Below are 22,477 nucleotides of genomic sequence, written 5' to 3' on the forward strand. Positions count from 1 at the left end.
CTTATTTCATCTGCGATTTCACGAAGTCCTTCACGATCGACACGATGCCGCGTGACAGGAGATCGTCCATCGAATCCACGAGCTTATCGACATGCTCGCGCTGGCAGATCAGCGGCGGCAGCAGGCGGATGACGTTGCGGTTATATTCGGTGAACGCCACCAGCACGTCATAGTCCCGCAGCAGCAGCGCGCCGACGAAGCCCGACAGCGAGCCCTTGAGCTTTTCGTCGAGCACGCTGACGACCGGACGCAGCACCATCGGCAGCGTCTGCGAGAAGTCGTGGAATTCGAGGCCGACCATGAAACCCTTGCCGCGAACGTCCTTGATGATCTTCGGATATTTCGCCTGAAGCGCCTGGAGCCGTTCCAACAGGTAGTCACCGGTGACGGCGGCGTTCTCGATCAGACCTTCGTCATAGAGCACATTCAGCGTCTCGATTGCCGTGATCGAGGCCTCGCCGATGCCACCAAAAGTGGCCGCGGCATGGATCATCGCCGTCTTCGGCGTGCCGTAGGCCTTCATGTAGATGTCGCGCTTGGCGATCATCGCAGCCATCGCCGACTTGCCGCCGCCGAGCGACTTTGCCACCGCCGTCACATCCGGCACGACGCCATAATGCTCGAAGGCATAGAAGCGGCCGGAACGGCCGACGCCGCACTGGACCTCGTCGGCAACCCAGATGACGCCATGCTTGTCGCACAGCGCACGCAGCTTCTGCCAGAACTCCGCGGGCGCCTGCACGATGCCGCCACCGCCCTGAATGGTTTCAAGGATGATGACGCCGATTTCGGGATCGGACTTGAACGCCCGCTCGATCGCGTCGATATCGCCGAAGGGCACGCGCACGGTGTTGTCGACCAGCTTGAACTCGCCGCGATAAAGCTGGCCGTCAGTGATGGCCAGCACGCCCTTGGTCTTTCCATGGAAAGAGTTTTCAGCATAGACGACCTTGGACCGCTTCGGGCCGGCGGCACGCTCGGCGATCTTGATTGCCGCTTCCATCGCTTCGGAGCCGGAGGAGCCGAGGAAGACCATATCGAGGTCGCCCGGAGAAATCTGCGCCAGATTGTGCGCAAGGGCTGCCGCATATTGCGACATGAAGGCGATGGCGATTTCCTGGCGCTTCTCGTCCTGGAATTTCTTGCGCGCCTCGATTATGCGCGGGTGATTGTGACCCAGCGCCAGCGAGCCGAAACCACCGAAGAAATCGAGGATGCGCCGGCCGTTCTGGTCGACATAGTACATGCCTTCGGCGCTCTCGATCTTGATCTTGTGGAAGCCGAGCAGCTTCATGAAATGAAGCTGGCCGGGATTGAGATGCGCCTTGAACAGGTCGGTCATGCGGGCGACGTCCATCGCCTTGGCCTGTTCGACGCTGATGAGATCGGGCTTGGCGATCGTCACCGGCGAAAGGCTTGGCGCAGCTAAGACGGCACGGGCATCATTGGTGTTCGGCTTGGTCATGACGGTCATCGATATCCCCTATTCGGCCGGAACGTGTTTCGCGGCCACAACAGGACCGTCTTTCTTGGCGCGATATTCCTTGTAGGCGGCGATCAGCATGTCCTCGTCGCGATACTGCGGCACCCAGCCGAGCTGCCGTTCGCCTTTGGAAACGTCCAGAACGCATTCCTCGTCGGCGATCAGATACTGCTCCGGGTCCATGATCGGCATGTTCATCAGGTCGAGCAGGTCGAGCGTGCGCTTGACCGCCCAGCCTGGCGTCGGGATCAGGATCGACTTCGAACCGGCATGCTTGACCAGATCGCCGAGTAGCTTGCGCACCGGCGGCGGGTTGAGCGAGCCGAGATTATACGCCTCGTTCGGCACGCCGGCCTTCCAGGCGGCGCGCGCAGCTTCCGCGCAGTCGAACACCGAGATGAACTGATACGGGTTCTTGCCCGAGCCGATCATCGGCACCGGAAGGTTCCAGTCGATAAGCTTGAACAGCTTTTCGAGGATGCCGAGGCGGCCGGGGCCGATGATGAGGCGCGGGCGGAACAGCGAGATCGCCATGCCACGCTTGCGCCATTCGACGGCCAGTTCCTCGGTCTTCAGCTTGGACCAGCCATATTCGCCGAGCGGTGAAACCGGGTGTTCCTCGGTCATCGGATAGGTCACGGTGTGGCCGTAGATCATGTCGGTGGTGAAGTGCACAAGGCGAGAAGCCCCTGCCCTGTCCATCGCCTGCATGATGTGCTCGGTGCCGTGAAGGTTCACCGGAAAGAAGAAATCATGGCGCTTGGCCCGAACCTGGATCGGCGACAGCATCTTGGCCGACAGATTGTAGACCATGTCGTCGGCCTTGATGCCAACAGCGTCCACGGATGCCGGCTCGGTCACGTCGCACTGGACAAAGCCGGCGTTACGGTAGTGCGGCAGGTCGCTCTTGACGATGTCGGCGACGATGACTTCCTGTCCGTCGGCCAGAAGCTTTGGCGCAAGATGGCGGCCGACGAAGCCGTCGCCTCCAAAAATGATGTGTCTCATTGTGCAAGCTCGCTTGTCTGAACAGGTTTCGAAAGATCGCCCGCTTCTTCGTGTCCGCTGCCGCCCTGGGCAATCAGTATGGTGCCGACACAGATGAAGCCGATGCCGGCGATGCGCCACGCATTGAGGTCTTCACGGAAGACAAAATAGGCGAATACTGCGACCGCGACATAGGCCAGGCTGAGGAAAGGATAGGCGAAGGAAAGCTCTACCTTCGACAGCACGTAGAGATGCGAGGCCATGGAGATGACGAAAGTGGCGAGCCCGGCGAATACCCATGGGCTGAACACGATCTGAAGTATCTTCAGGATGGGATTGACCCCGGCAAAGGTGATCGGCCCAAGCGTCATCATGCCGTGCTTCAGCATCAACTGCGCCGCCGCATTGGTCATGACCGTGAAAAGTATGAATGCGATGTATTTCATGTCCTACCCACCCGTCACGCTCTATAAAACAAAACTCAAAACATTTCGTGAAACAGAAGAACGATTTGAAAAGTTCGATAATAATGAAACGTTTACTATGATTTGCTCACAATTTAATTATTCAGCGGCTTCGACATGCCCGCATTGACGGGCATGGAGCCGCCGCGCCGTGCGCTCCCAGAAGCTGGACGTGAAGGCCGGATCGCGCAGCACTTCCAGCCGCTGCCATTCCGGGAATGATGCCCCGAAAATATCGGCGCCCATGCGGGCATCCTTGTAGGGGTTCACGGCACCGCCTGCCTCAATGGTGATGTCGTCGAGTCGCTGGAGCAGCGACAGCGTCGACCGGCCGCGGTTGGGGAAATCCAGCGTCAGCGTGTAGCCCGGTCGCGGGAAAGACAGGATGCCCGGCGAGCGGATCGCTCCGAAACGCTTGAGCACGGTGAGGAAGGACCCCTGCCCGGCCTGCCGCGCAGCGGCAAGCATTGCCGGTATCGCTTCGCGCGCGACGGCCTCCGGCACCACGCTCTGGTGCTGGAACAGCCCGCGCGGGCCGTACAGGCGGTTCCAGTCGCGCACCCCGTCCAGCGGAAAGAAAAACCCTTGATAGGGCACGTGATGTTCGGCCGTGTTGCTGCCTTTGCGCCAGCGATAGGCAGCGTTGAAGGCTTTCAGGAACGGCCGGTTGAGCACGTTGAGCGGCGGCTGGAACGGCACGGACAGCCGGGAACTTGCTGGAGCCGAAACCCGTGCGCCATGCCTGGCATGGTTGCCTGTCATCAGCAGCCCGCGTCCGCTTCCCTTGCCGCCGGCAAGCTGGTCGATCCAGGCAACCGCATATTCGTTCGCCGCGTCGGCTTCCTCGGCGAGATCGAAATACTCAGTGAGATTGGCGAAGGGCGTGACCTGTTCCAGAATGTCGATCGAAGGCACGCGCATCAGCCTGATGGAGGCTGACAGGATGATGCCGGTCAGGCCCATGCCGCCGATGGTCGCCCAGAACAGGCGCGCGTTGCTGGTTTCGGAGCAGTTGTATGTCTTGCCGTCCGATCGCAGCAACTCGAAGGTCTCGACATGGCAGCCAAATGTGCCGCGCCGGTGGTGGTTCTTGCCATGAACATCGTTGGCGATCGCGCCACCGAGCGTGACGAACTGCGTGCCCGGAACAACAGCCGGAAAGAAGCCGTGCGGTGCTGCATAGGCGATAATATCCGAAAGCAGCGCACCCGCCTCCGCCTCGACAACGCCAGTCTCGGCATTGAAAGAGAGGATGCGCTTCATCGAGCGCATGTCGACGAGACTTCCGGTCTCGGTCTGGCAGCTGTCGCCATAGGAACGGCCATTGCCGAAGGCAAGGAGAGACGCCGGGTTGGCCGCGCCGCTCTTGAGCAGCGCGATACCCTCGGCAGCAGGCATCGCCCACCGCGCCGGCGCTGTCGTCCGGCCGAAACTGTTATAGGCAGCCGTCATCCGATCCACCCCGCCAGAAAGAGGAGGGCCGCGCCGGTAACCGCCACGACCTGGCTGCGCCAGTCGCGGATGATAAAGACGACGGGATCGTCGTGCATCTCGTCGCGGCGCGCCAGAATCCAGACGCGCATCGTCAGATAGAGCACCGTCGGGGCCAGCGGCCATACCATCCAGGGATGCGGATAGAGTTCGCGCACAGCGGCGCTGTCGATATAAAGCGCCAGAACGAGCGCTGCCGAGAAGGCCGAAGCCATGCCGGCCTGCGCGATGATTTCCTGATCCTCGGTGCGGTAGCCGCGGCCGGCGATGCGCTCGCCCGGCGAAAGCACAGAGGAACGCAGTTCCACGTAACGCTTCACCAGCGCCAGCGACAGGAAGAAGAAGATCGAGAAAGCCAGAAGCCAGAACGAGACGTCGACGCCGGTGGCGGCAGCACCCGCCAGAATGCGCACGGTGTAGAGCCCGGCGAGCATCAGAACGTCGATCAGCAGCATGCGCTTGACGGCAAGCGAATAGGCCGTCGTGGCAACCAGATAGAGCGCCAGGACGCCGGCAAACTCGATCGGCAGGAACACGGCCGCACCTAAACTGATCGCAAGCAGGATCGCGGCCGACGCAAGGCCGAACGGGATCGAAAGCAGGCCGCTGGCGAAAGGCCGATTGCGCTTGGTCGGATGACGTCGATCCAGCGCCAGATCGAAGAAATCATTGATGATATAGATGGCCGATGCCGCCGCACTGAACGAGATGAAGGCGAGCACGCAGGCGAGCAGCATATCCTCGTTGAAATACTCATGCGACAGCACCATCGGCACCGCGATCAGCGAATTCTTCAGCCACTGATGCACGCGCAGCATCTTCAGGATGGTTTTCAGCGTCGGCTTCGGCGTCTCGACGATCTCGCAGCCATGCGCTGCCTGCCAGCGCGCTGCGTGACGGTCCGGTGCGACGACGATCGCCTCGCGCGATGCGTCGAAAACCTTGAGGTCGTGCCGGCTGTTGCCGACATAGTCGAAGCCCGCATCGCCATAGGCCGCGACAAGTGCAGCGCGCTTGCGCCCCGAAGTCAGGTTTTCGAGGCCATCGGTCGCAAGCACGGCATCGAAGAGCCCTAGATGCGCCGCGACGGCGTCGGCGAACTTGCGCGGTGTGCCTGTCGCAAGAACGATCTTGCGCCCGTTCGCGCGTTCCTCGCGCAGACGTGAAACGAGCACGTCACGATAGGCAAGCGAAGCCGGATCGATGTCGATACGCGCCGCGATCGCCTGCTTCAGGCCGGCCGGTCCCTTGGACAGCCAGAACGGAATGCAGAAGAGATAGAGCGGGTTCTTGCGGATGAGGAGAAACAGCCCCTCCCAGAGCAGGTCACCGGCGATCAGCGTACCGTCGAGGTCGACTGCAAGCGGTATCGCATTGTTGTCCGATCGCGCATCCATTTTGCGTAGCCCGCCCGTTTCCGCATTACGCCATTTGTGGGCGTTTTGGGCGGGGTATAACTAGCATAGCGCTACGGAAGGTTAAACGGGCAGGTTTCAGGCCGCCAAAGGGCAGTGATTTCGCCTGTCATCGTTAAGATTGCGCTACCTCGGACGATAAAAGGCCGGGCAGATCGCCCGGCCTTCCGCCTTCGCCCTTTGAGGAGCGATTACTTGATGCGAGCGACTCCGCCCGAGATTTCGATCGTCTCGCTGCCGGTCAGCGCCTCGCGATCGCCATTCGGCATGGTGACGAAGCAGCCGCTCGAGCAGAATTCCACGGTCTCGCCGCCGGCAAGCGACAATTCGGACTTGCTGCCGCCTTCCGTCACGATCAGCGTGCGGGGCTCGGCATCCTTGTTGACGGCACTCGCGCCAAAGGCAGCGCTGCCCAAGCCAAGAAGCACCGTGGCCGCAAGAAGAGATTTCATCATTGCATTGTCGGTGTTTCCACCGCCCCTGTTGCCATTTGCAAGGCGCACCTGCCCCTTGCAGCAACCTTATAGGAATTCCAACCTGAACAGCAACTGAATGACACGTTCATGCCACAATTGGCCGCGCCGCAATCTCAATCCGGATCGGGCCGCTTGGGCCTGCGTTTGGTCGCCCGTTCGACCGCTGCCTTGGCCTTGACCTGTTCCTTTTCATAGTGCTCGGCCTCCAGCTTGTCGTCGTCGATCGGCCAGTTTTCCTCCGGTGGCGGCTCGATGAAGCGCGCCGTGGACGGAATGGGAATGCCTTCCTTGCCGAAGGCGTCAAGGATGGCGAAACGGATATCGTTCTGGACAATGCTGCCATTGTTGATATCGGCGAGGAAGGCACGGACCTCAAACTCGAGTGCGGCAGCGCCGAAATTGGCAAACAAAACGAAGGGTTCCGGGTTCTTGAGCACGAGCGGATGGTTGCGCGTGATCTCAAGCAGTATCTCATGCGCGCGCTTGGCATCGAAGCCATAGGCCACGCCGACCTTGATCTCGATGCGGCCGAGCTTGTTGCGATGCGTCCAGTTGCCGACCGCGCTGTTGATCAGCTCCGAATTGGGGAGAATGACGGTCTGGCGCTGGAACGTCTCGATCTCGGTGGCGCGCACGCTGATTTTCTTGACCGTGCCCGAAGTGGCGCCTGCGACGATCCAGTCACCGGCCTTGAACGGACGTTCGGCCAGAAGGATCAGACCCGAGACGAAATTCTGCACGATATTCTGCAGGCCAAAACCGATGCCGAGGGACAGACCGCCGGCGACAAGGGCAAAGCTGGAGAGATTGATGCCGGCTGCTGAGATGCCGATCAGTGCTGCAAGCGCCAGACCGGCATAGCCGACCACCGTGCGGATGGAGTTGCGCACGCCGGTGTCGACCTTGCCGCGCGCCATGACTGAATCGTCGAGCCAGCTCTGGAACCAGCGTGTGATGAAATAGCCGATCGCAAAGACGACTAGACCCGTAACGATGGCGAATGGCGAGAACGAGAAGGTGCCGATCTGAAAGCCGGTCGCCAACTTGTTGAGCCATGTCGCGATGTCGCCCGGCTGGAATCCCCACTGGAACAGAACCAGCGGCAGGAAAACGATGACGATCAGGATGTTAATGCAGACGCTGGCCGCAAGGCCGAGCTGGTCGAGTGTCGTGTCTTCGGTCTCGAAGCGAGCTTTGAGGCGCCTTCCGATGAAGGTGTTGCTGAAGCTGCCCTCTTCCGAAACCGCACGCGCGGCAAGGAAGCCTATATAGGCCGTCGCCAGCATCGCGCCGGTGACGACGATCTGCTGCGAGATGAACTGGGCGAAGCTGATATAGCCGAGCAGTGCGGCAACAACCGTGGCAGCGCCGAGAAAATAGAGCAGGAAACGCAAGGTCGCCGGCCAGCGCCGCCGCGCGCCCTGCACATCGACGAACGGCCTGACACTGCCGATGAGAACCAGTAGCACGCCGACGATCACGGCGGCGATAAGGCTTTTCAGGATGGTGACGGAAAGCGGCGAGCTGAGCGTTTCGCTGATAAGCCCCATGAAATAGTCGAGGCCGACGACGAGCGCCATCGCCGTCATCAGCCAGACCAGAACACGGGCAGGCCGCGATTCGATCGGGATAAGCCGCCAGTTGGGCATGTCCGGCGACAAGGCCGCATGGCTCAGGCGGTAGACGAAGAAGGTCAGGAAGATGACGCCGACAAGGCCGTTGAGATAACTACCGATATCGCCGCGCAAGACGTTGAAATAGTTGAACAGCCCTATCGTCGAACTTAGGAAAACCGAGAGCGCAACGCTCGGCAGCAGCGTCGACCAGAATGCGACCGTCAACCTCGCAAGATAGGAAGGATCCTCGATCGTCGGATCGCGGTCGATAACCCTTCTGACCAGCCGCTTGCCGACGAACTGCAACAAGGCGGCAGCCAGCAGCGCAAAGAAGGTCGCGCCGACCATTGCCTGAAATTTGAACTGGAAGGCGAAGCGCAGCCAGGACGAAATCGACCTGTTGAAGGACGAGAATTCGGTCTGAATCTCCTGACCGACCTCCCCGCTGAATGCCTGGCTAAGCTGGTAGCGCTTGGTCAGCATGTTGGCGAACAGGTCGCGGCGCATGGTCTGGATCTTGTTGGCCAGCCCGTTGACGCGAACCGACAGGTCTTCCGCCTTGCCGAGCAGGACGTTTATTTCGGCTTTCTCGTTTGTCAAAGCGCGGCGTTCGGTGGAAACCATTTCTGGTTCAGGCGGCTGGCCCTCGGCAGGCGGCGCGCCAAGCTGCTCGATGCGGGCATTGATTTCGCCAAGGCGCGGGCGAAAGGCCACGCCACTTTCGAGCAGAGCCTTGTCGACCGGCTCCAGTTCACTGCGGATTTCGACGAGACCAAGATCGTCGTCGGCGCTGGCATCGACCTTCTTTTCAAGATCGTCGACCTGCTTGGTGATTGTATCGATCTTCGCGCGCTGGCTGGCGACGATCCCGATCGCAGCCGGCACCGCATCGGCAACCGTGTCAGAGGGCTGCGCGACCGCGACAACGGGCCCGGCAGCCGTCAGAACGGCCAGCAGGATCAGGACGGCAAAGCGTCGCAAGAGTGCGGAAAAGAGATTGATCGGGCGACTCACTAGCTTCCAGAACCGGTTGTGAAAAGTCGCACAGTGATAAAGATGGCGCGACAGCGGGGCAAGCCGCCTTGATCCGGCAGGCCAAAGTCGGCCATACGAAAGCCCGTGGCGCAATATTGGCCTTGCAGGTCGCGCCTGCTCTATAGTCTGCGCCTTCCTAACTGGACGAATGACATAATGGCGGAATACTCAGCCTTTGCGCTGCTGAAAAATGCGCTCACCGGAAATCAGGACTGGAAGCCGGCCTGGCGCAAGCCGGAGCCGAAGCCTGCCTACGACGTGATCATCATCGGCGGCGGTGGCCATGGCCTTTCAACCGCCTATTATCTCGCCAAGGAATTCGGCATCACCAATGTCGCGGTGTTGGAAAAGGGCTATCTCGGCTCCGGCAATGTCGGCCGCAACACCACCGCCGTGCGCTCCAACTATCTCCTGCCGGAAAATGTCCGCTTCTACGAACACTCGATGAAGCTGTGGGAGAACCTCTCCCATGAACTCAATTACAACGTCATGTTCTCACAACGCGGCTGCCTCAACCTCGCCCACACGCCGGGCCAGCTCGACGACTATGCCCGTCGCGGCAATGCCATGCGCCACGAAGGTGTGGATGCCGAACTGATGACCCCGGCGCAGATCGCCAAGCTGGTGCCGGGGCTCGACGTCTCCGCCTCGGCGCGCTTTCCGATCATCGGTGGCCTTATGCAGCGGCGCGCCGGCACGGCCCGTCATGATGCTGTGGCGTGGGGCTATGCGCGCGGCGCGGACCGCCGCGGCGTCGATATTCTGGAGAATTGCGAAGTCACCGGTTTCATCAAGGACGGCGACCGGGTCGTTGGAGTGAATACAACGCGCGGCGAAATCCGCGCCGGAAAGGTGGCCGTCGCAGTCGCCGGACATACCGGCCACGTCATGCGCATGGCCGGCATCGACACGATGCCGATCGAAAGCCATGTGCTGCAGGCCTTCGTCTCGGAATCGCTGAAGCCCTTTCTCCACACCGTTCTCACCTTCGGCATGGGGCACTTCTATGCCTCGCAATCCGACAAGGGCGGTCTCGTCTATGGCGGCGACCTCGACGGCTACAACAGCTATGCCCAACGCGGAAACCTGCCGATCGTCGAGGAAGTGATGAGCGAGATGCTGGCACTGTTCCCGAGCCTTGCGCGGGTTCGCGTGCTGCGCTCCTGGGGTGGCGTCTGCGACATGTCGATGGACGGCTCGCCGATCATCACCACCGGCCCCCTACCCGGCATGTATCTGAACTGCGGCTGGTGCTATGGCGGCTTCAAGGCGACGCCCGCCTCCGGCTGGTGCTTTGCCCACACCATCGCCCGCGACGAGCCGCACGAATTCAACGCGCCGTTCACGCTCGACCGTTTCCAACGCGGCACCATCATCGACGACAAGGGCCAGGGCTCGACCCCGCGGCTGCATTAGAGAACCCAGATGCTGATCACCTGCCCCTATTGCGGCCCGCGCGACGTTTCCGAATACACCTATCAGGGTGACGGCAACCGAACCCGGCCGGATCCCGCCTCGACCGACCAGGAGGTCTGGAACGCCTATGTCTATGACCGGCTCAATCCGGCGGGCGAGCACCATGAGATCTGGCAGCATTCCGGCGGCTGCCGCGCGCATCTTGCCGTGACGCGCAACACTCTGACGCATGTCGTCAGCAGCGTTTCCTTCGCCCGCGACGCCGGCCACAAGAAATCCGACAGCCGCCGCAAGACCGGAGCCAAGGCATGAGCCCGCGCCGTGCCATTTCCGGCGGGCGGATCGACCGCCTGCGCACTATCCGCTTCACCTTCGACGGACGACCGTTCACCGGCCATGCCGGCGACACGCTTGCCTCGGCGCTACTTGCCAATGGCGTGACGCTGTTTGCCCGCTCGTTCAAATACCACCGCCCGCGCGGTGTTCTCACTGCCGGCATCGACGAGCCCAATGCGCTGGTGACGGTGCTGAGCGGCGCGGTGCGCGAGCCCAATATTCCGGCAACGATGCTCGAGATCTATGACGGGCTGAACGTCGCCAGCCAGAACCGCTTTCCCTCGCTCGCCTATGATGTCGGCGCGCTGAACCAGCTCGGCAGCAAGGTGCTGGGCGCGGGCTTCTACTACAAGACCTTCATGGGACCGGTGATCGGCCCGCTGAAAGGCACGCGCTTCTGGATGTTCTGCGAATGGTTCATCCGCCGCGCCGCCGGCCTCGGCAGCGCCGGGCTGGAAAAGGACCCGTCGCGCTACGAGCGCATGAACGCCTTCTGCGACGTGCTGGTGGTCGGCTCCGGCCCCGCCGGGCTGATAGCGGCGAAGGCGGCAAGCGACAGCGGCGCGCGCGTGATGCTTGCCGAACTTGATGCCACGCCCGGCGGCTCGGCAAACTGGTCCGGCGAAACGATCGACGGCCTGCCAGCCGCCGAATGGGCGGCAGAGACGCTACGCGACCTGAAGGCGCGCGAAAATGTACGTGTGCTGCCGCGCACCACCGTCTGGGGCTATTACGATGGCAACACGCTGTCGGCAGTCGAGCGCGTGGCCGACCACAGGAACACGCCGGCCAAGGGCGAGCCGCGTCACCGCCACTGGACCATCCGCACGCAATCAGTGGTGCTGGCGACCGGCGCTTTCGAGCGACCGCTGGTGTTTCCGGGCAACGACCGGCCGGGCGTGATGCTGGCGGGTGCGGCTCTTCGCTATGTCAACCAATATGGCGTGTTGCCGGGCCAGAAGATCGCGATCTTCACCAACAACGACAGCGCCTATCACACGGCTGAGGCCCTGAAAAAGGCCGGTGCCGAGATCGTCGCCATGGTGGATGTGCGTGACGACACGTCGGTCGCGGGTCGTGAGATCGCGCGCGAGGTCGGCGGCGAATATCTTGCCGGCCACGCCGTGGTCGCCACCGAAGGCGGCGCGCAGGTGTCAGGCATCAAGGTCCAGCGCATCAATGCCGCGACGGGCGCGCTATCCGGCGATCCGCGCAGCATCCATGCCGATTGCCTGCTGGTGTCGGGCGGCTGGTCCCCAACCATCCACCTCGCCAGCCAGGCCGGGCTCAAACCCGAATGGGACAATGATCTGCAGGCGTTCCTGCCGCCGAAACCGACGCAGAACTGGGTCGGCGCAGGCGCGTTCAACGGCAGCTTTTCAACTGAAAAAGCGATCTCCGAGGGCCATGCCGCTGGCCTCACGGCTGCCGGTGCCACCGATGGTAAGGCGGACGAGCTGCCTTCGGTCGACGCCGACGCCTTCGACCCCAACCCCGCGCCGGTCTTCGAGATCAAGGCCAAGGGCAAGGCCTTCGTCGATCTTCAGCACGATGTGACGGCCGACGACGTGCGCCTCGCTCATCGCGAGGGTTTCGTCTCGGTCGAGCATCTCAAGCGCTACACCACGCTTGGCATGGCGACCGACCAGGGCAAGACCTCGAACATTCCGGGCCTTGCCATCATGGCCGAAACGCTGGGCAAGCCGATCCCGGATGTCGGCACGACGCGCTTCCGCGCGCCTTTCGCGCCGGTGTCTGTCGGCTCGCTGGCCGGCGAACGCTATGGCGATATCCGGCCCGAGCGCCTGACGCCGATGTATGACTGGCACGTCGAGAACGGTGCCGAATTCTACGCCGCCGGCCTGTGGCATCGCCCGATGATCTACGGCCTGTCGGGCGAGAGCGTCGAGCAGGCCTATGTGCGCGAAACGAAAGCCGTGCGCGGCGGTGTCGGGCTGGTCGATGTCTCGACGCTCGGCAAGATCGCCGTGCAGGGACCCGACGCCGGCGCCTTTCTCGACCGCGTCTACACCAACATGTTTTCCACTCTTGCGATCGGCAAAGCGCGCTACGGCCTGATGCTGCGCGAGGACGGTTTTGTCCTCGACGACGGCACGACATGGCGGCTCGGCGAGCATGATTTCCTGATGACCACGACCACGGCCAATGCCGGCAAGGTGATGCAACATCTGGAATATCTGCTCGATGTCGTCTGGCCGGAGCTGAAGGTGCAACTCACTTCCGTGACAGACCAGTGGGCGGGTGCGGCAATCTCCGGGCCGAAATCGCGCGATGTGCTGGCGGCCTGCGTCACCGGCACCAAGGTCGACAACGACGCCCTGCCCTTCATGGGCATCGTCTACGGCGAGATCGACGGCGCGCCGGTGATGATCTGCCGCCTCTCCTTCTCCGGCGAACTGGCCTATGAGGTCTATAGCGGCGCAGGCCATGGCACCCATGTATGGCAAGCGCTGATTAAGGCCGGCGAGCCCTTCGCCATCGTGCCCTACGGGCTGGAAGCGCTGGGCACCATGCGCATCGAGAAGGGCCATGTCACCGGCGCAGAGATCGACGGCCGCACAACCGCGCGCGACCTGCATCTCGACTGGATGCTGTCGAAGAAGAAGCCATTCATCGGCTCGGCGATGATGGACCGCGAAGGGCTGGTCGCCGAGGATCGGCTGCAGCTTGTCGGCATCGTCTCGCTCGACAACCGCCCACTGAACGGCGGCGCGCATATCGTCGAGGAACTGGACGAGGCCAATCCGCACGGCTCGCTCGGCCATCTCACCGCCGCCTGCTATTCGCCGTCGCTCGGCAAATATATCGGCCTGGCGCTGGTCAAGGGCGGCAAGGCGCGGCAAGGCACCCGCGCCTTCATCTCCGATCCCTTGCGCAAGCGCTTCGGTCCGGTCGAGATCGTCAGCCACCATTTCTTCGATCCTGAAGGGAGCCGCATGCATGGTTGAGCAGGAATCACCGCTGAAGCCGGTGTGGAAACCGGGTACGCGCGGCAATTTTTCCGACGGTGTCGGCGTCTATCTGTCGGAGACCGCACCGGGCTCGATCGTTCAGCTTGCGGCATGGCATGGTGAGGAAAAGGCGATCATTGCGGCCATCAAGAAGGTCGCCGGCCTGACGCTGCCGGACGGCGCTGGCGGCGGGGCGGCAACCGGCACCAAGGCTGCTTTCGGCTTTGCACCCGGAAAATTCCTCGTCGTCGACGAGCAGGAAGGACTGGTCGCGGCCTTCGCGAAATCCGTCAAGACGGAGACGGGAACAGTCACCGACCTTTCGCATGGCCGCACCGCGATCCGCATCACAGGCCCGAAGGCGGAATGGGTGCTGGCAAAATTCTTCGCCATCGACTTTTCGCTGACGGCTTTTCCAGTCGGCGCCGGACGCTCGACCGTGCATCACGACATCTTCGCGCAGATCCAGCGCAGCGCGCCGACGCAGTTCGACGTCTATGTCTTCCGCTCTTTCGCGCGGTCGTTCTGGACGGCGCTGTGCCATGCCTCGGAAGAGGTCGGCTACGAGGTGAAGTAGCGCGGCTTGCGGCGAACGTGGCATGCGATATAAATCGCAAGCTATGCAGATGAAGTTTTCGCGCGAAAAATCAGCCGGCTATCTCACCAACTGGGCGGCGCGCCTGTTTGCGAAAGCCATCGACCGACGATTGAAGGAACTCGGCCTGTCATCCGGCCAGTTGCCCGTCTTCTTCGCCCTTGGCGATGGTGGCGCGCTATCGCAGAAGGCCCTGACCGAAATAGCCGCGATCGAGCAGCCGACCATGGCCGCAACGTTGTCGCGCATGGAACGCGATGGACTTGTCGCCCGCGCGCCCAATCCGGACGATGGCAGGAGCGCCCTCTACTCGCTGACGCCAAAAGCCATGGAAAAGATACCCGGCGTGCGCGAAGCGATCGCCGCGGTCAATGCGGCTGCGCTCAACGGCCTCGGGGAAAAAGACGCACAGGCATATCTGGCAATGCTGCGCGGCGTTACCGCAAATCTGGAAAAGGAATTGGGCGAGTAGCTATGACGCTCCGCTAGCCGTCCGTCACAGACGCGGCAGGATCACTCGCGAAACGTCACCCACTCTTCCTGTGGTGCACGGTCGGTGCGGAAGGTGCTTTCCGGCTTGGTCGTGTCCTCATGGCCGAGTGCCATGCCGCAGACGACGATTTCCTCATCCGGAATATCAAGAACCGGCCTGATCTGGTTGTGATAGGGCGCAAATGCTGCCTGCGGGCAGGTGTGCAAGCCCCTGCCTCGCGCCGCGATCATGATGTTCTGCAGGAACATGCCGTAGTCGATCCACGAGCCCTGGTTGAGCCGGCGGTCGATGGTGAAGATCATGCCGACCGGCGCGTCGAAGAAGACGAAGTTGCGGTCGTGCTGGGCGCGCATGCGCTCGACCTCGCGCCGGCCGATGCCAAGCACGCTGTAGAGGCCGAAGCCGTTGGCACGGCGGCGTGCCAGATAAGGCTCGAAGAACTGGTCGGGATAATATTTGTACTCGTCCCAGTTCGCCTTTTCCGCGCGAATGCCCGAGTTGAGGATGGCGTCGGTGATGCGCTGCTTGCTCTCGCCCTTGGTGACGTAGACCTTCCACGGCTGCATATTCGTGCCCGACGGCGCGCGCGCGGCGACATCCAGGATTTCCCGGATCACGGCGTCATCGACCGGCGTCGGCAGGAAAGCGCGCACCGAACGACGCGACACGATGGCCTCGTCGACGATTGCGGTTTCGTCCTTGGCGTTGGCTGCGGCCCCACGTGCCAGCATGAACAATTCCTTCTCGATGCGGCTGCGATCCAAAGAACGCTCGTCATCATCCTTTCGCGAAACCTGCATTTGCACCAGCCTCTTAACTCTCGCAAGCACTACCTGCGCCTCATGAAATTCTGCTTGAATTTTTCACGAAATGACATCTGATGAAATTTCTTGAGGAATTTTCATGTCACTTCAAAAATCCCGGCACATCGCGGCGGACAAACCCTTTCCAGATGGAGCAAATGCGCTGCTGGCGCGGGATCTGCGCGCGCTGCGAAAGGCGCGAGGCCTTACATTGTCCGAGATTGCGCTGAAACTTGGGCGTTCGGTCGGCTGGCTGAGCCAGGTCGAGCGCGGCCTGTCGACGCCTTCGATTGGTGACCTGCGCGCCTTCGCCGATCTGTTCGGCGTGCCGGTCAGCCTGTTCTTCGGCCACGACGTACCGGAAGAGGCCGAGCGCGGCGTGATCGTGCGCGCGGGCCGCCGCCGCTCGCTTGGCACAAGCGATTCCGGCCTGGTGGAAGAGCTTCTTTCGCCGGACCTTGGCGGAAGCTTCGAAATGCTGCGATCCGAATTCGCACCCGGCGCAGAATTGAAGACGCCGGCGCATCGGCCGACCGAGGAAGCCGGCTATCTCGTCTCAGGCCGCTTCGACATCGAGATCGACGGCAACTGGCACAGCCTCGCAGAAGGCGACAGTTTCAGGTTCGACGGCAAGCCGTTCCGATGGAAAAACTCAGGCGAAGAACCGGCGGTGGTCATATGGGTGATCTCGCCGCCGGTCTATTGAGGAATTGAGGAGGAGAAGGGTTCGATGGCTGATTTTCCAACGTCGGCGCGCGTGGTCATCATCGGTGGCGGGGCTGTCGGCGTCTCTGCGCTCTATCATCTGGCCAAGGCTGGCTGGACCGATTGCGTGCTGCTCGAAAAGAACGAGCTGACCTCCGGCTCGACCTGGCATGCGGCCGGCAACGTGCCGACCTTTTCCTCGTCATGGTCGCTGATGAACATGCAGCGCTATTCGACCGAGCTCTATCGGGGGCTGGCGGCGGAAGTCGATTACCCGATGAACTACCATGTCACCGGCTCGCTGCGGCTTGCCCACTCGAAGGAGCGCATGCAGGAATTCCAGCGCGCCCGGGGCATGGGCCGCTATCAGGGCATGGATATCGAGGTGGTCGGAACCGACGAGATCAAGGCGCGCTATCCCTTCATCGAAACGCATGAGCTGCAAGGCGCGCTCTACGATCCGAGCGATGGCGACATCGATCCGGCACAGCTTACCCAGGCACTGGCCAAGGGCGCGCGCGACATGGGCGCGAAGATCGTCCGCTTCTGCCCGGTCAGCGGCGTGCGCCGCGAGAAGGGTGAGTGGATCGTCTCGACGCCGCAAGGCGAAATCCGCTGCGAATATGTCGTCAACGCCGCCGGCTACCGCGCGCAGGAGGTTGGAAAGATGTTCGGCCGCGATGTGCCGATGATGGTGATGAGCCATCAATATATCCTGTTCGAGGAAATCCCCGAACTCGCCGCATGGTCGAGGGAGGCCGGACACAAGCTGCCACTGCTGCGCGACGTCGACAGCTCGTATTACCTGCGGCAGGAAAAGAACGGCATGAATCTCGGCCCCTATGAGCGCAACTGCCGTGCCCACTGGGCAACCGCCGATGATCCGATGCCCGACGATTTTTCCTTCCAGCTCTATCCCGACGATCTGGAGCGGCTGGAATGGTATCTCAATGATGCCATCGCCCGCGTGCCGATCCTCGGCACTGCCGGGCTTTCCAAGGTCATCAACGGCCCCATCCCCTATGCGCCTGACGGCAACCCGCTGATCGGCCCGATGCCGGGCGTGCCCAACGCCTTCGAGGCCTGCGTCTTCACCTTCGGCATCGCCCAGGCCGGCGGGGCTGGCAAAGTGCTGGCCGAATGGGTGACGCAAGGCCAGACCGAATGGGACATGTGGTCCTGCGACCCGCGCCGCTTCACCTCATACGCCGCCAACCATGACTATGCCGTGGCCAAGGGCATGGAAATCTACGGCCACGAATATGCCATCCATTTCCCCCGCCATGCATGGCCGTCTGGCCGTGGACAAAAACTGTCGCCGATCCACGACCGCATCGCCGCCCTCGGCGCGCAGTTCAACGCCTATAATGGCTGGGAGCGCGCGACTTGGTTCGCACAGGCCGGCGACGATACATCGGAGGAATCCACCCAGACTTTCGCCCGCACCGGCCCGTGGGAGAAACGCATTCGCGAGGAATGCCTTGCCGTGCGCGACACAGCCGGCATTCTCGACCTGCCCGGCTTCTCGCGCTTCCGCGTCGAAGGCGCCGGCGCGCGCGACTGGTTGTCGTCGCTGATCACCGGCGTGGTGCCGAAACCGGGGCGCATCGGGCTCGCCTATTTCGCCGACGACAAGGGCCGCATCGTCACCGAGATGTCGATCATGGCGCTTGGGGAGGACTTTTTCTTCCTGATCACGGCTGCCGTTGCCGAATGGCACGATTTCGAGTGGCTTCAGAAGCATCTGCCGCAAGCGACTCAAATCTCACTCAAAAACATGACCGACGCTTTTTCGTGCCAGATTCTTTCCGGGCCGAACGCGCGAAAAATACTGGCCAGCGTGACGGACGCAGACCTGTCACTGCCATGGCTGTCGCATCAGTCCGTGCAGATCGCCGGCCATTGGTGCCAGCTCGTGCGCGTTTCCTTTGCCGGAGAACTCGGCTGGGAAATCCACAGCAAGGTGGAGGACACGGCGGCGATCTTCGACGCCGTCTGGACTGCCGGGCAAAAGCACGGCCTGAAACCCTTCGGCATGTTCGCACTGGATTCGCTGCGTCTGGAAAAGGGCTACCGCGCCTGGAAGGGCGATCTCTCCACCGACTACACCGTTCTGCAAGGCGGGCTCGAGCGCTTCGTCAAATGGGACAAGCCGGATTTCAAGGGCAAGGCCGCACTTCTGAGCGAGCGGCAGCAGGGCGTGAAGAAGCGCTTCGTCACGCTGGTGGTCGAGGCCGGCGACCACGATGCGCCCTACATGTCGACCGTCCTCTATGAAGGCAGGATCGTCGGCGAAACCACCTCCGGCGGCTGGGGCTACCGCGTCGGCAAGTCGATAGCGCTCGGCACGATCCGCGCCGATCTGGCAGTGCCCGGCACGAAAGTGCAGGTGGAGATCTTTGGCGAGAATTTCCCCGCGGTGGTGCAGGAAGACCAGCCCCTGTGGGACCCGAAGAACGAGAGATTGAGAGCGTAAGATGCCCAAACCCTCATCCCGCATTTCCGGTATCACGCCGTCCGGCAAGGACGGCTGGGAAGTCCATTTCGCCGCCATGAACCGCAAGGAGGCAGGCGAAGACATCATCATGCTTTCGGTCGGCGACCACGATTTCGACACGCCCGCCGAAACGGTCGAAGCCTGCGTCACCGCCGTGCGCGCCGGCTATCACCATTATACGCAGCTTCCCGGCATACCGCGCCTGCGCGCGGCCATGGCGAAACTCTCCACGCAATGCACCGGCGTGCCCACCACCGCCGACGAGGTGATTGCCACACCCGGCGGGCAGCTCGCGCTATTTGCCGCCGCTCAAGCCGCACTTGATCCAGGCGACCACGCCATCGTCGTTGCGCCCTACTATGCCACCTACCCGCCAACTTTCCGGGCGGCAGGCGCTGAATTCACCATCGTCGAGACCCGGGCCGAGGACGGTTTCCAGCCCCGCGCCGAGGATATCGCCGCAGCTTTGCAGCCGCGCACCAAGGCCATCCTCATCAACACGCCCAACAATCCGACGGGTGCGGTCTACTCCCGCAAAAGCCTGGAAGGCATCGCGGAAATCTGCCGCAAGCACGATCTTTGGCTGTTTTCCGACGAGGTCTACTGGACGCTGGGCGGCGGCGAGCATGTCTCGCCGCGCTCGCTGCCCGGCATGGCCGAACGGACGCTGGTCATCAATTCCATGTCGAAAAGCCACGGCATGACCGGCTGGCGCATCGGCTGGCTGACTGCTCCGAAGGAACTGGTCAGCCTGCTCATCAGCCTCAATCTCGTCACCACCTACGGGCTGACCGATTTCGTCAGCCGCGCAGCGGTCGAGGCGATGGAAAACGCCTATGGCGTCAAGGAGATCGCCGAACGCTATACGGCACGACGCGCCGTTTTCCTCGACGCGGTGCGCGGGCTGAACAATGTCACCGTGCGCGGTTCCGAAGGCGGCATGTATGTCATGCTCGACATCAGCGCCATCGAGCCGGATTGCGAAAGCTTCGCCTGGGCGTTCCTCAACGCCGAAAAGGTCGCCGTCATGCCGGGCGTCAGCTTCGGCGACGCCGCCGCCGGCCATATCCGCATCAGCCTCTGCCAGCCGGAGGAAATTCTTCTTGAAGCAGCAGCGCGCCTGAAGCGCTTCGCTACCACCTACAGCCCATCCAAGGAAAGCAAGCAAGCATGAGTTCTCTGCCGCAAAAAGCCCGCGCCGTCATCATCGGCGGCGGCGTATCCGGCTGTTCGGTTGCCTATCACCTCGCCAAGCTCGGCTGGACCGACATCGTGCTTCTGGAGCGCAAGCAGCTCACCTCCGGCACGACTTGGCATGCCGCGGGGCTTATCGGCCAGTTGCGCGCTTCGCAGAACATGACGCGGCTCGCCAAATACTCCGCCGACCTCTACGTCAAGCTGGAAGAAGAAACCGAAGTCGCCACCGGCATGCGCCAGGTCGGCTCCATCACCGTCGCACTAACAGAGGAGCGCAAGCACGAAATCTACCGCCAGGCCTCGCTTGCCCGCGCCTTCGATGTCGATGTCCGCGAGATTTCACCCAACGAAGTCAAGGAGATGTACCCGCATCTCAACGTGTCGGACGTGGTCGGCGCGGTGCACCTGCCGCTCGACGGCCAATGCGATCCCGCCAACATCGCCATGGCACTGGCCAAGGGCGCACGCCAGCGCGGCGCCAAGATCGTCGAGGGGGTAAAAGTCACCGCCGTGCACCAGAAGAACGGCCGCGTCACCGGCGTTTCATGGGCCAAGGGCGACGAGCAAGGCACGATCGAGAGCGACGTGGTGATAAACTGCGCCGGCATGTGGGCGCGCGAGCTTGGCGCCATGTCGGGCGTGACCGTGCCGCTGCACGCCTGCGAGCATTTTTACCTCGTCACCGAAGCCATCCAGGGCCTCGGCCGCCTCCCCGTCCTGCGCGTGCCGGACGAATGCGCCTACTACAAGGAAGACGCCGGCAAGATGATGCTCGGCGCCTTCGAGCCGGTCGCCAAGCCCTGGGGCATGAACGGCATTTCGGAGGATTTCTGCTTCGACCAGTTGCCGGAGGATTTCGAGCATTTCGAGCCAATCCTCGAAATGGGCGTGAACCGCATGCCGATGCTCGGCACCGCCGGCATCCACACCTTCTTCAACGGGCCGGAAAGTTTTACGCCCGACGACCGCTACTATCTCGGCGAAGCGCCCGAACTCGGCGGCTATTGGGTGGCGGCAGGCTACAATTCCATCGGTATCGTCTCGTCCGGCGGTGCCGGCATGGCGCTGGCGCAATGGATCAATGACGGCGAAGCGCCCTTCGACCTGTGGGAAGTCGACATCCGCCGCGCCCAGCCATTCCAGAAGAACCGCGCCTATCTCAAGGAGCGCGTGTCCGAGACGCTCGGCCTGCTCTATGCGGACCATTTCCCCTACCGCCAGATGGCGACCTCGCGCGGCGTGCGCCGCTCGCCGATCCACGAGCATCTCAAGGCGCGCGGCGCTGTGTTCGGCGAAGTCGCCGGCTGGGAACGCCCCAACTGGTTCGCCCGCGAGGGTCAGGAGCGCGAATACAAATATTCCTGGAAACGGCAGAACTGGTTCGACAACCAGCGCGACGAGCACCTTGCCGTGCGCAGCAATGTCGGCCTGTTCGACATGACCTCCTTCGGCAAGATCAGGATCGAGGGCCGCGATGCGCTGGCCTTCCTGCAGCGCATGTGCGCCAACGACCTCGACGTCGCTCCCGGCAAGATCGTCTACACGCAGATGCTGAACAATCGCGGCGGCATCGAGAGCGATCTCACCGTCTCGCGGCTTTCCGAGACGGCCTTCTTCGCAGTCGTGCCCGGCGCGACCTTGCAGCGCGATCTGGCATGGTTGCGCAAGCATCTGCGCGACGAGTTCGTCGTCATCACCGATGTGACGGCCTCGGAAAGCGTGCTCTGCCTGATGGGCCCGCGCTCGCGCGAGTTGATCCAGAAAATCAGCCCCAACGATTTCTCCAATGAGACCAACCCGTTCGGCACCTTCCGGGAAATCGAGATCGGCATGGGGCTGGCGCGCGCCCACCGCGTCACCTATGTCGGCGAACTCGGCTGGGAACTCTATGTCTCGACCGACCAGACAGCCCATGTCTTCGAGGCGCTGGAGGAAGCCGGTCGGGAGTTCGACCTGAAACTCTGCGGCCTGCACACGCTGGATTCCTGCCGCATCGAAAAAGCCTTCCGCCATTTCGGCCATGACATCACCGACGAGGACCACGTGCTGGAAGCCGGCCTCGGCTTTGCCGTGAAGACCGGCAAGGGCGAATTCATCGGCCGCGACGCAGTGCTGGCAAAGAAGGATGCCGGCCTGTCGCGCCGGCTGGTCCAATTCCGCCTCACCGACCCGGAGCCGTTGCTGTTCCACAACGAGGCGATCGTGCGCGACGGCAAGATCGTCGGCCCCATCACCTCAGGCGGTTACGGCCATCATCTCGGCGGCGCCATCGGGCTCGGCTATGTACCGGCGAAAGGCGAGAGCGAGGCCGATGTGCTTGGCTCATCCTACGAGATCGAAATCGCGGGCGAACGCTTCAAGGCGGAGATGTCGCTGAAGCCGATGTATGATCCGAAATCGGAACGGGTCAGGATGTAGCGCCTCTTCCTTCTCCCCGACTCTATACGGGGAGAAGGTGGCCCGAAGGGTCGGATGAGGGCAGCGCCAAAGTTTGCA

17 protein-coding genes are annotated in these 22,477 nt (G+C 62.3%); 9 read left to right on the top strand and 8 right to left on the bottom strand.

Going from position 1 to position 22,477, the window contains the following annotated elements:
* Nucleotide 1 precedes the first annotated feature (1 nt).
* From G6N74_RS06970 to G6N74_RS07000, 7 genes are all read right to left on the bottom strand, one after another.
* On the bottom strand, nucleotides 2–1,474 hold the full coding sequence (locus G6N74_RS06970) for an aspartate aminotransferase family protein (RefSeq protein WP_165115770.1): 1,473 nt from the start codon (nucleotides 1,472–1,474) through the stop codon (nucleotides 2–4).
* Nucleotides 1,475–1,483: 9 nt separating this feature from the next.
* Nucleotides 1,484–2,491: an NAD-dependent epimerase/dehydratase family protein gene (locus G6N74_RS06975; RefSeq protein WP_165115772.1), complete on the bottom strand. Its 1,008-nt coding sequence runs from the start codon at nucleotides 2,489–2,491 to the stop codon at nucleotides 1,484–1,486.
* Nucleotides 2,488–2,916, bottom strand: a complete 429-nt coding sequence (locus G6N74_RS06980; protein WP_091915010.1) for an EamA family transporter — start codon at nucleotides 2,914–2,916, stop codon at nucleotides 2,488–2,490. The genes G6N74_RS06975 and G6N74_RS06980 overlap by 4 nt, the downstream gene beginning before the upstream one ends.
* A gap of 117 nt (nucleotides 2,917–3,033) precedes the next feature.
* Nucleotides 3,034–4,386: an FAD-binding oxidoreductase gene (locus G6N74_RS06985; RefSeq protein WP_165115774.1), complete on the bottom strand. Its 1,353-nt coding sequence runs from the start codon at nucleotides 4,384–4,386 to the stop codon at nucleotides 3,034–3,036.
* Nucleotides 4,383–5,822, bottom strand: a complete 1,440-nt coding sequence (locus G6N74_RS06990) for a UbiA family prenyltransferase (RefSeq protein WP_165115776.1) — start codon at nucleotides 5,820–5,822, stop codon at nucleotides 4,383–4,385. Before G6N74_RS06990 ends, G6N74_RS06985 begins: the two co-directional genes overlap by 4 nt.
* 209 nt (nucleotides 5,823–6,031) lie before the next feature.
* Nucleotides 6,032–6,295, bottom strand: a complete 264-nt coding sequence (locus tag G6N74_RS06995) for a hypothetical protein (RefSeq protein WP_165115778.1) — start codon at nucleotides 6,293–6,295, stop codon at nucleotides 6,032–6,034.
* A gap of 134 nt (nucleotides 6,296–6,429) precedes the next feature.
* The gene (locus G6N74_RS07000; protein ID WP_312857847.1) at nucleotides 6,430–8,946 is read right to left on the bottom strand and encodes a mechanosensitive ion channel domain-containing protein; all 2,517 of its coding nucleotides are present in this window, start codon (nucleotides 8,944–8,946) and stop codon (nucleotides 6,430–6,432) included.
* 177 nt (nucleotides 8,947–9,123) lie between these two features.
* On the opposite strand from G6N74_RS07000, the gene G6N74_RS07005 reads away from it, so the two are divergent.
* The 5 genes from G6N74_RS07005 to G6N74_RS07025 are packed head-to-tail and all read left to right on the top strand — an operon-like array spanning nucleotide 9,124 to nucleotide 14,758.
* Nucleotides 9,124–10,383 carry a sarcosine oxidase subunit beta family protein gene (locus G6N74_RS07005; protein WP_165115780.1) on the top strand — a complete coding sequence of 420 codons (1,260 nt, stop codon included), beginning with the start codon at nucleotides 9,124–9,126 and terminating at the stop codon, nucleotides 10,381–10,383.
* A 9-nt stretch (nucleotides 10,384–10,392) separates the two neighbouring features.
* Nucleotides 10,393–10,695, top strand: coding sequence for a sarcosine oxidase subunit delta family protein (locus tag G6N74_RS07010; RefSeq protein WP_119816934.1), 303 nt, complete (start codon nucleotides 10,393–10,395; stop codon nucleotides 10,693–10,695).
* Nucleotides 10,692–13,688 carry a sarcosine oxidase subunit alpha gene (locus G6N74_RS07015; protein ID WP_165115782.1) on the top strand — a complete coding sequence of 999 codons (2,997 nt, stop codon included), beginning with the start codon at nucleotides 10,692–10,694 and terminating at the stop codon, nucleotides 13,686–13,688. Before G6N74_RS07010 ends, G6N74_RS07015 begins: the two co-directional genes overlap by 4 nt.
* Nucleotides 13,681–14,268, top strand: coding sequence for a sarcosine oxidase subunit gamma family protein (gene soxG, locus G6N74_RS07020; protein WP_165115784.1), 588 nt, complete (start codon nucleotides 13,681–13,683; stop codon nucleotides 14,266–14,268). Before G6N74_RS07015 ends, soxG begins: the two co-directional genes overlap by 8 nt.
* 49 nt (nucleotides 14,269–14,317) lie before the next feature.
* Nucleotides 14,318–14,758, top strand: a complete 441-nt coding sequence (locus tag G6N74_RS07025) for a MarR family winged helix-turn-helix transcriptional regulator (protein WP_165115786.1) — start codon at nucleotides 14,318–14,320, stop codon at nucleotides 14,756–14,758.
* A 41-nt stretch (nucleotides 14,759–14,799) separates the two neighbouring features.
* Here G6N74_RS07025 and G6N74_RS07030 read toward each other — a convergent pair whose 3' ends face one another.
* On the bottom strand, nucleotides 14,800–15,510 hold the full coding sequence (locus G6N74_RS07030) for a nitroreductase (protein WP_165116777.1): 711 nt from the start codon (nucleotides 15,508–15,510) through the stop codon (nucleotides 14,800–14,802).
* A gap of 172 nt (nucleotides 15,511–15,682) precedes the next feature.
* Here G6N74_RS07030 and G6N74_RS07035 point away from each other — a divergent pair, with 172 nt between their 5' ends.
* From G6N74_RS07035 to G6N74_RS07050, 4 genes are read left to right on the top strand one after another with little or no spacing between them, the layout of a single operon-like run.
* Nucleotides 15,683–16,288 carry a helix-turn-helix domain-containing protein gene (locus tag G6N74_RS07035; RefSeq protein WP_205826571.1) on the top strand — a complete coding sequence of 202 codons (606 nt, stop codon included), beginning with the start codon at nucleotides 15,683–15,685 and terminating at the stop codon, nucleotides 16,286–16,288.
* A 24-nt stretch (nucleotides 16,289–16,312) separates the two neighbouring features.
* On the top strand, nucleotides 16,313–18,763 hold the full coding sequence (locus tag G6N74_RS07040) for a GcvT family protein (protein ID WP_165115788.1): 2,451 nt from the start codon (nucleotides 16,313–16,315) through the stop codon (nucleotides 18,761–18,763).
* 1 nt (nucleotide 18,764) lies between these two features.
* Nucleotides 18,765–19,958: a pyridoxal phosphate-dependent aminotransferase gene (locus tag G6N74_RS07045; protein ID WP_165115790.1), complete on the top strand. Its 1,194-nt coding sequence runs from the start codon at nucleotides 18,765–18,767 to the stop codon at nucleotides 19,956–19,958.
* Nucleotides 19,955–22,399, top strand: a complete 2,445-nt coding sequence (locus tag G6N74_RS07050; protein ID WP_165115792.1) for a GcvT family protein — start codon at nucleotides 19,955–19,957, stop codon at nucleotides 22,397–22,399. Before G6N74_RS07045 ends, G6N74_RS07050 begins: the two co-directional genes overlap by 4 nt.
* Nucleotides 22,400–22,477 lie beyond the last annotated feature (78 nt).

Source organism: Mesorhizobium zhangyense (genome assembly GCF_011045115.1).
GTDB lineage: Bacteria > Pseudomonadota > Alphaproteobacteria > Rhizobiales > Rhizobiaceae > Mesorhizobium_M > Mesorhizobium_M zhangyense.

What these genes read in the sequence shown, in the direction of transcription:
- G6N74_RS06970 (WP_165115770.1), bottom strand. Translation starts at nt 1,474, where the DNA reads ATGACCGTCATGACCAAGCCGAACACCAATGATGCCCGTGCCGTCTTA.
- G6N74_RS06975 (WP_165115772.1), bottom strand. Translation starts at nt 2,491, where the DNA reads ATGAGACACATCATTTTTGGAGGCGACGGCTTCGTCGGCCGCCATCTT.
- G6N74_RS06980 (WP_091915010.1), bottom strand. Translation starts at nt 2,916, where the DNA reads ATGAAATACATCGCATTCATACTTTTCACGGTCATGACCAATGCGGCG.
- G6N74_RS06985 (WP_165115774.1), bottom strand. Translation starts at nt 4,386, where the DNA reads ATGACGGCTGCCTATAACAGTTTCGGCCGGACGACAGCGCCGGCGCGG.
- G6N74_RS06990 (WP_165115776.1), bottom strand. Translation starts at nt 5,822, where the DNA reads ATGGATGCGCGATCGGACAACAATGCGATACCGCTTGCAGTCGACCTC.
- G6N74_RS06995 (WP_165115778.1), bottom strand. Translation starts at nt 6,295, where the DNA reads ATGATGAAATCTCTTCTTGCGGCCACGGTGCTTCTTGGCTTGGGCAGC.
- G6N74_RS07005 (WP_165115780.1), top strand. Translation starts at nt 9,124, where the DNA reads ATGGCGGAATACTCAGCCTTTGCGCTGCTGAAAAATGCGCTCACCGGA.
- G6N74_RS07010 (WP_119816934.1), top strand. Translation starts at nt 10,393, where the DNA reads ATGCTGATCACCTGCCCCTATTGCGGCCCGCGCGACGTTTCCGAATAC.
- G6N74_RS07015 (WP_165115782.1), top strand. Translation starts at nt 10,692, where the DNA reads ATGAGCCCGCGCCGTGCCATTTCCGGCGGGCGGATCGACCGCCTGCGC.
- soxG (WP_165115784.1), top strand. Translation starts at nt 13,681, where the DNA reads ATGGTTGAGCAGGAATCACCGCTGAAGCCGGTGTGGAAACCGGGTACG.
- G6N74_RS07025 (WP_165115786.1), top strand. Translation starts at nt 14,318, where the DNA reads ATGAAGTTTTCGCGCGAAAAATCAGCCGGCTATCTCACCAACTGGGCG.
- G6N74_RS07030 (WP_165116777.1), bottom strand. Translation starts at nt 15,510, where the DNA reads ATGCTGGCACGTGGGGCCGCAGCCAACGCCAAGGACGAAACCGCAATC.
- G6N74_RS07035 (WP_205826571.1), top strand. Translation starts at nt 15,683, where the DNA reads ATGTCACTTCAAAAATCCCGGCACATCGCGGCGGACAAACCCTTTCCA.
- G6N74_RS07040 (WP_165115788.1), top strand. Translation starts at nt 16,313, where the DNA reads ATGGCTGATTTTCCAACGTCGGCGCGCGTGGTCATCATCGGTGGCGGG.
- G6N74_RS07045 (WP_165115790.1), top strand. Translation starts at nt 18,765, where the DNA reads ATGCCCAAACCCTCATCCCGCATTTCCGGTATCACGCCGTCCGGCAAG.
- G6N74_RS07050 (WP_165115792.1), top strand. Translation starts at nt 19,955, where the DNA reads ATGAGTTCTCTGCCGCAAAAAGCCCGCGCCGTCATCATCGGCGGCGGC.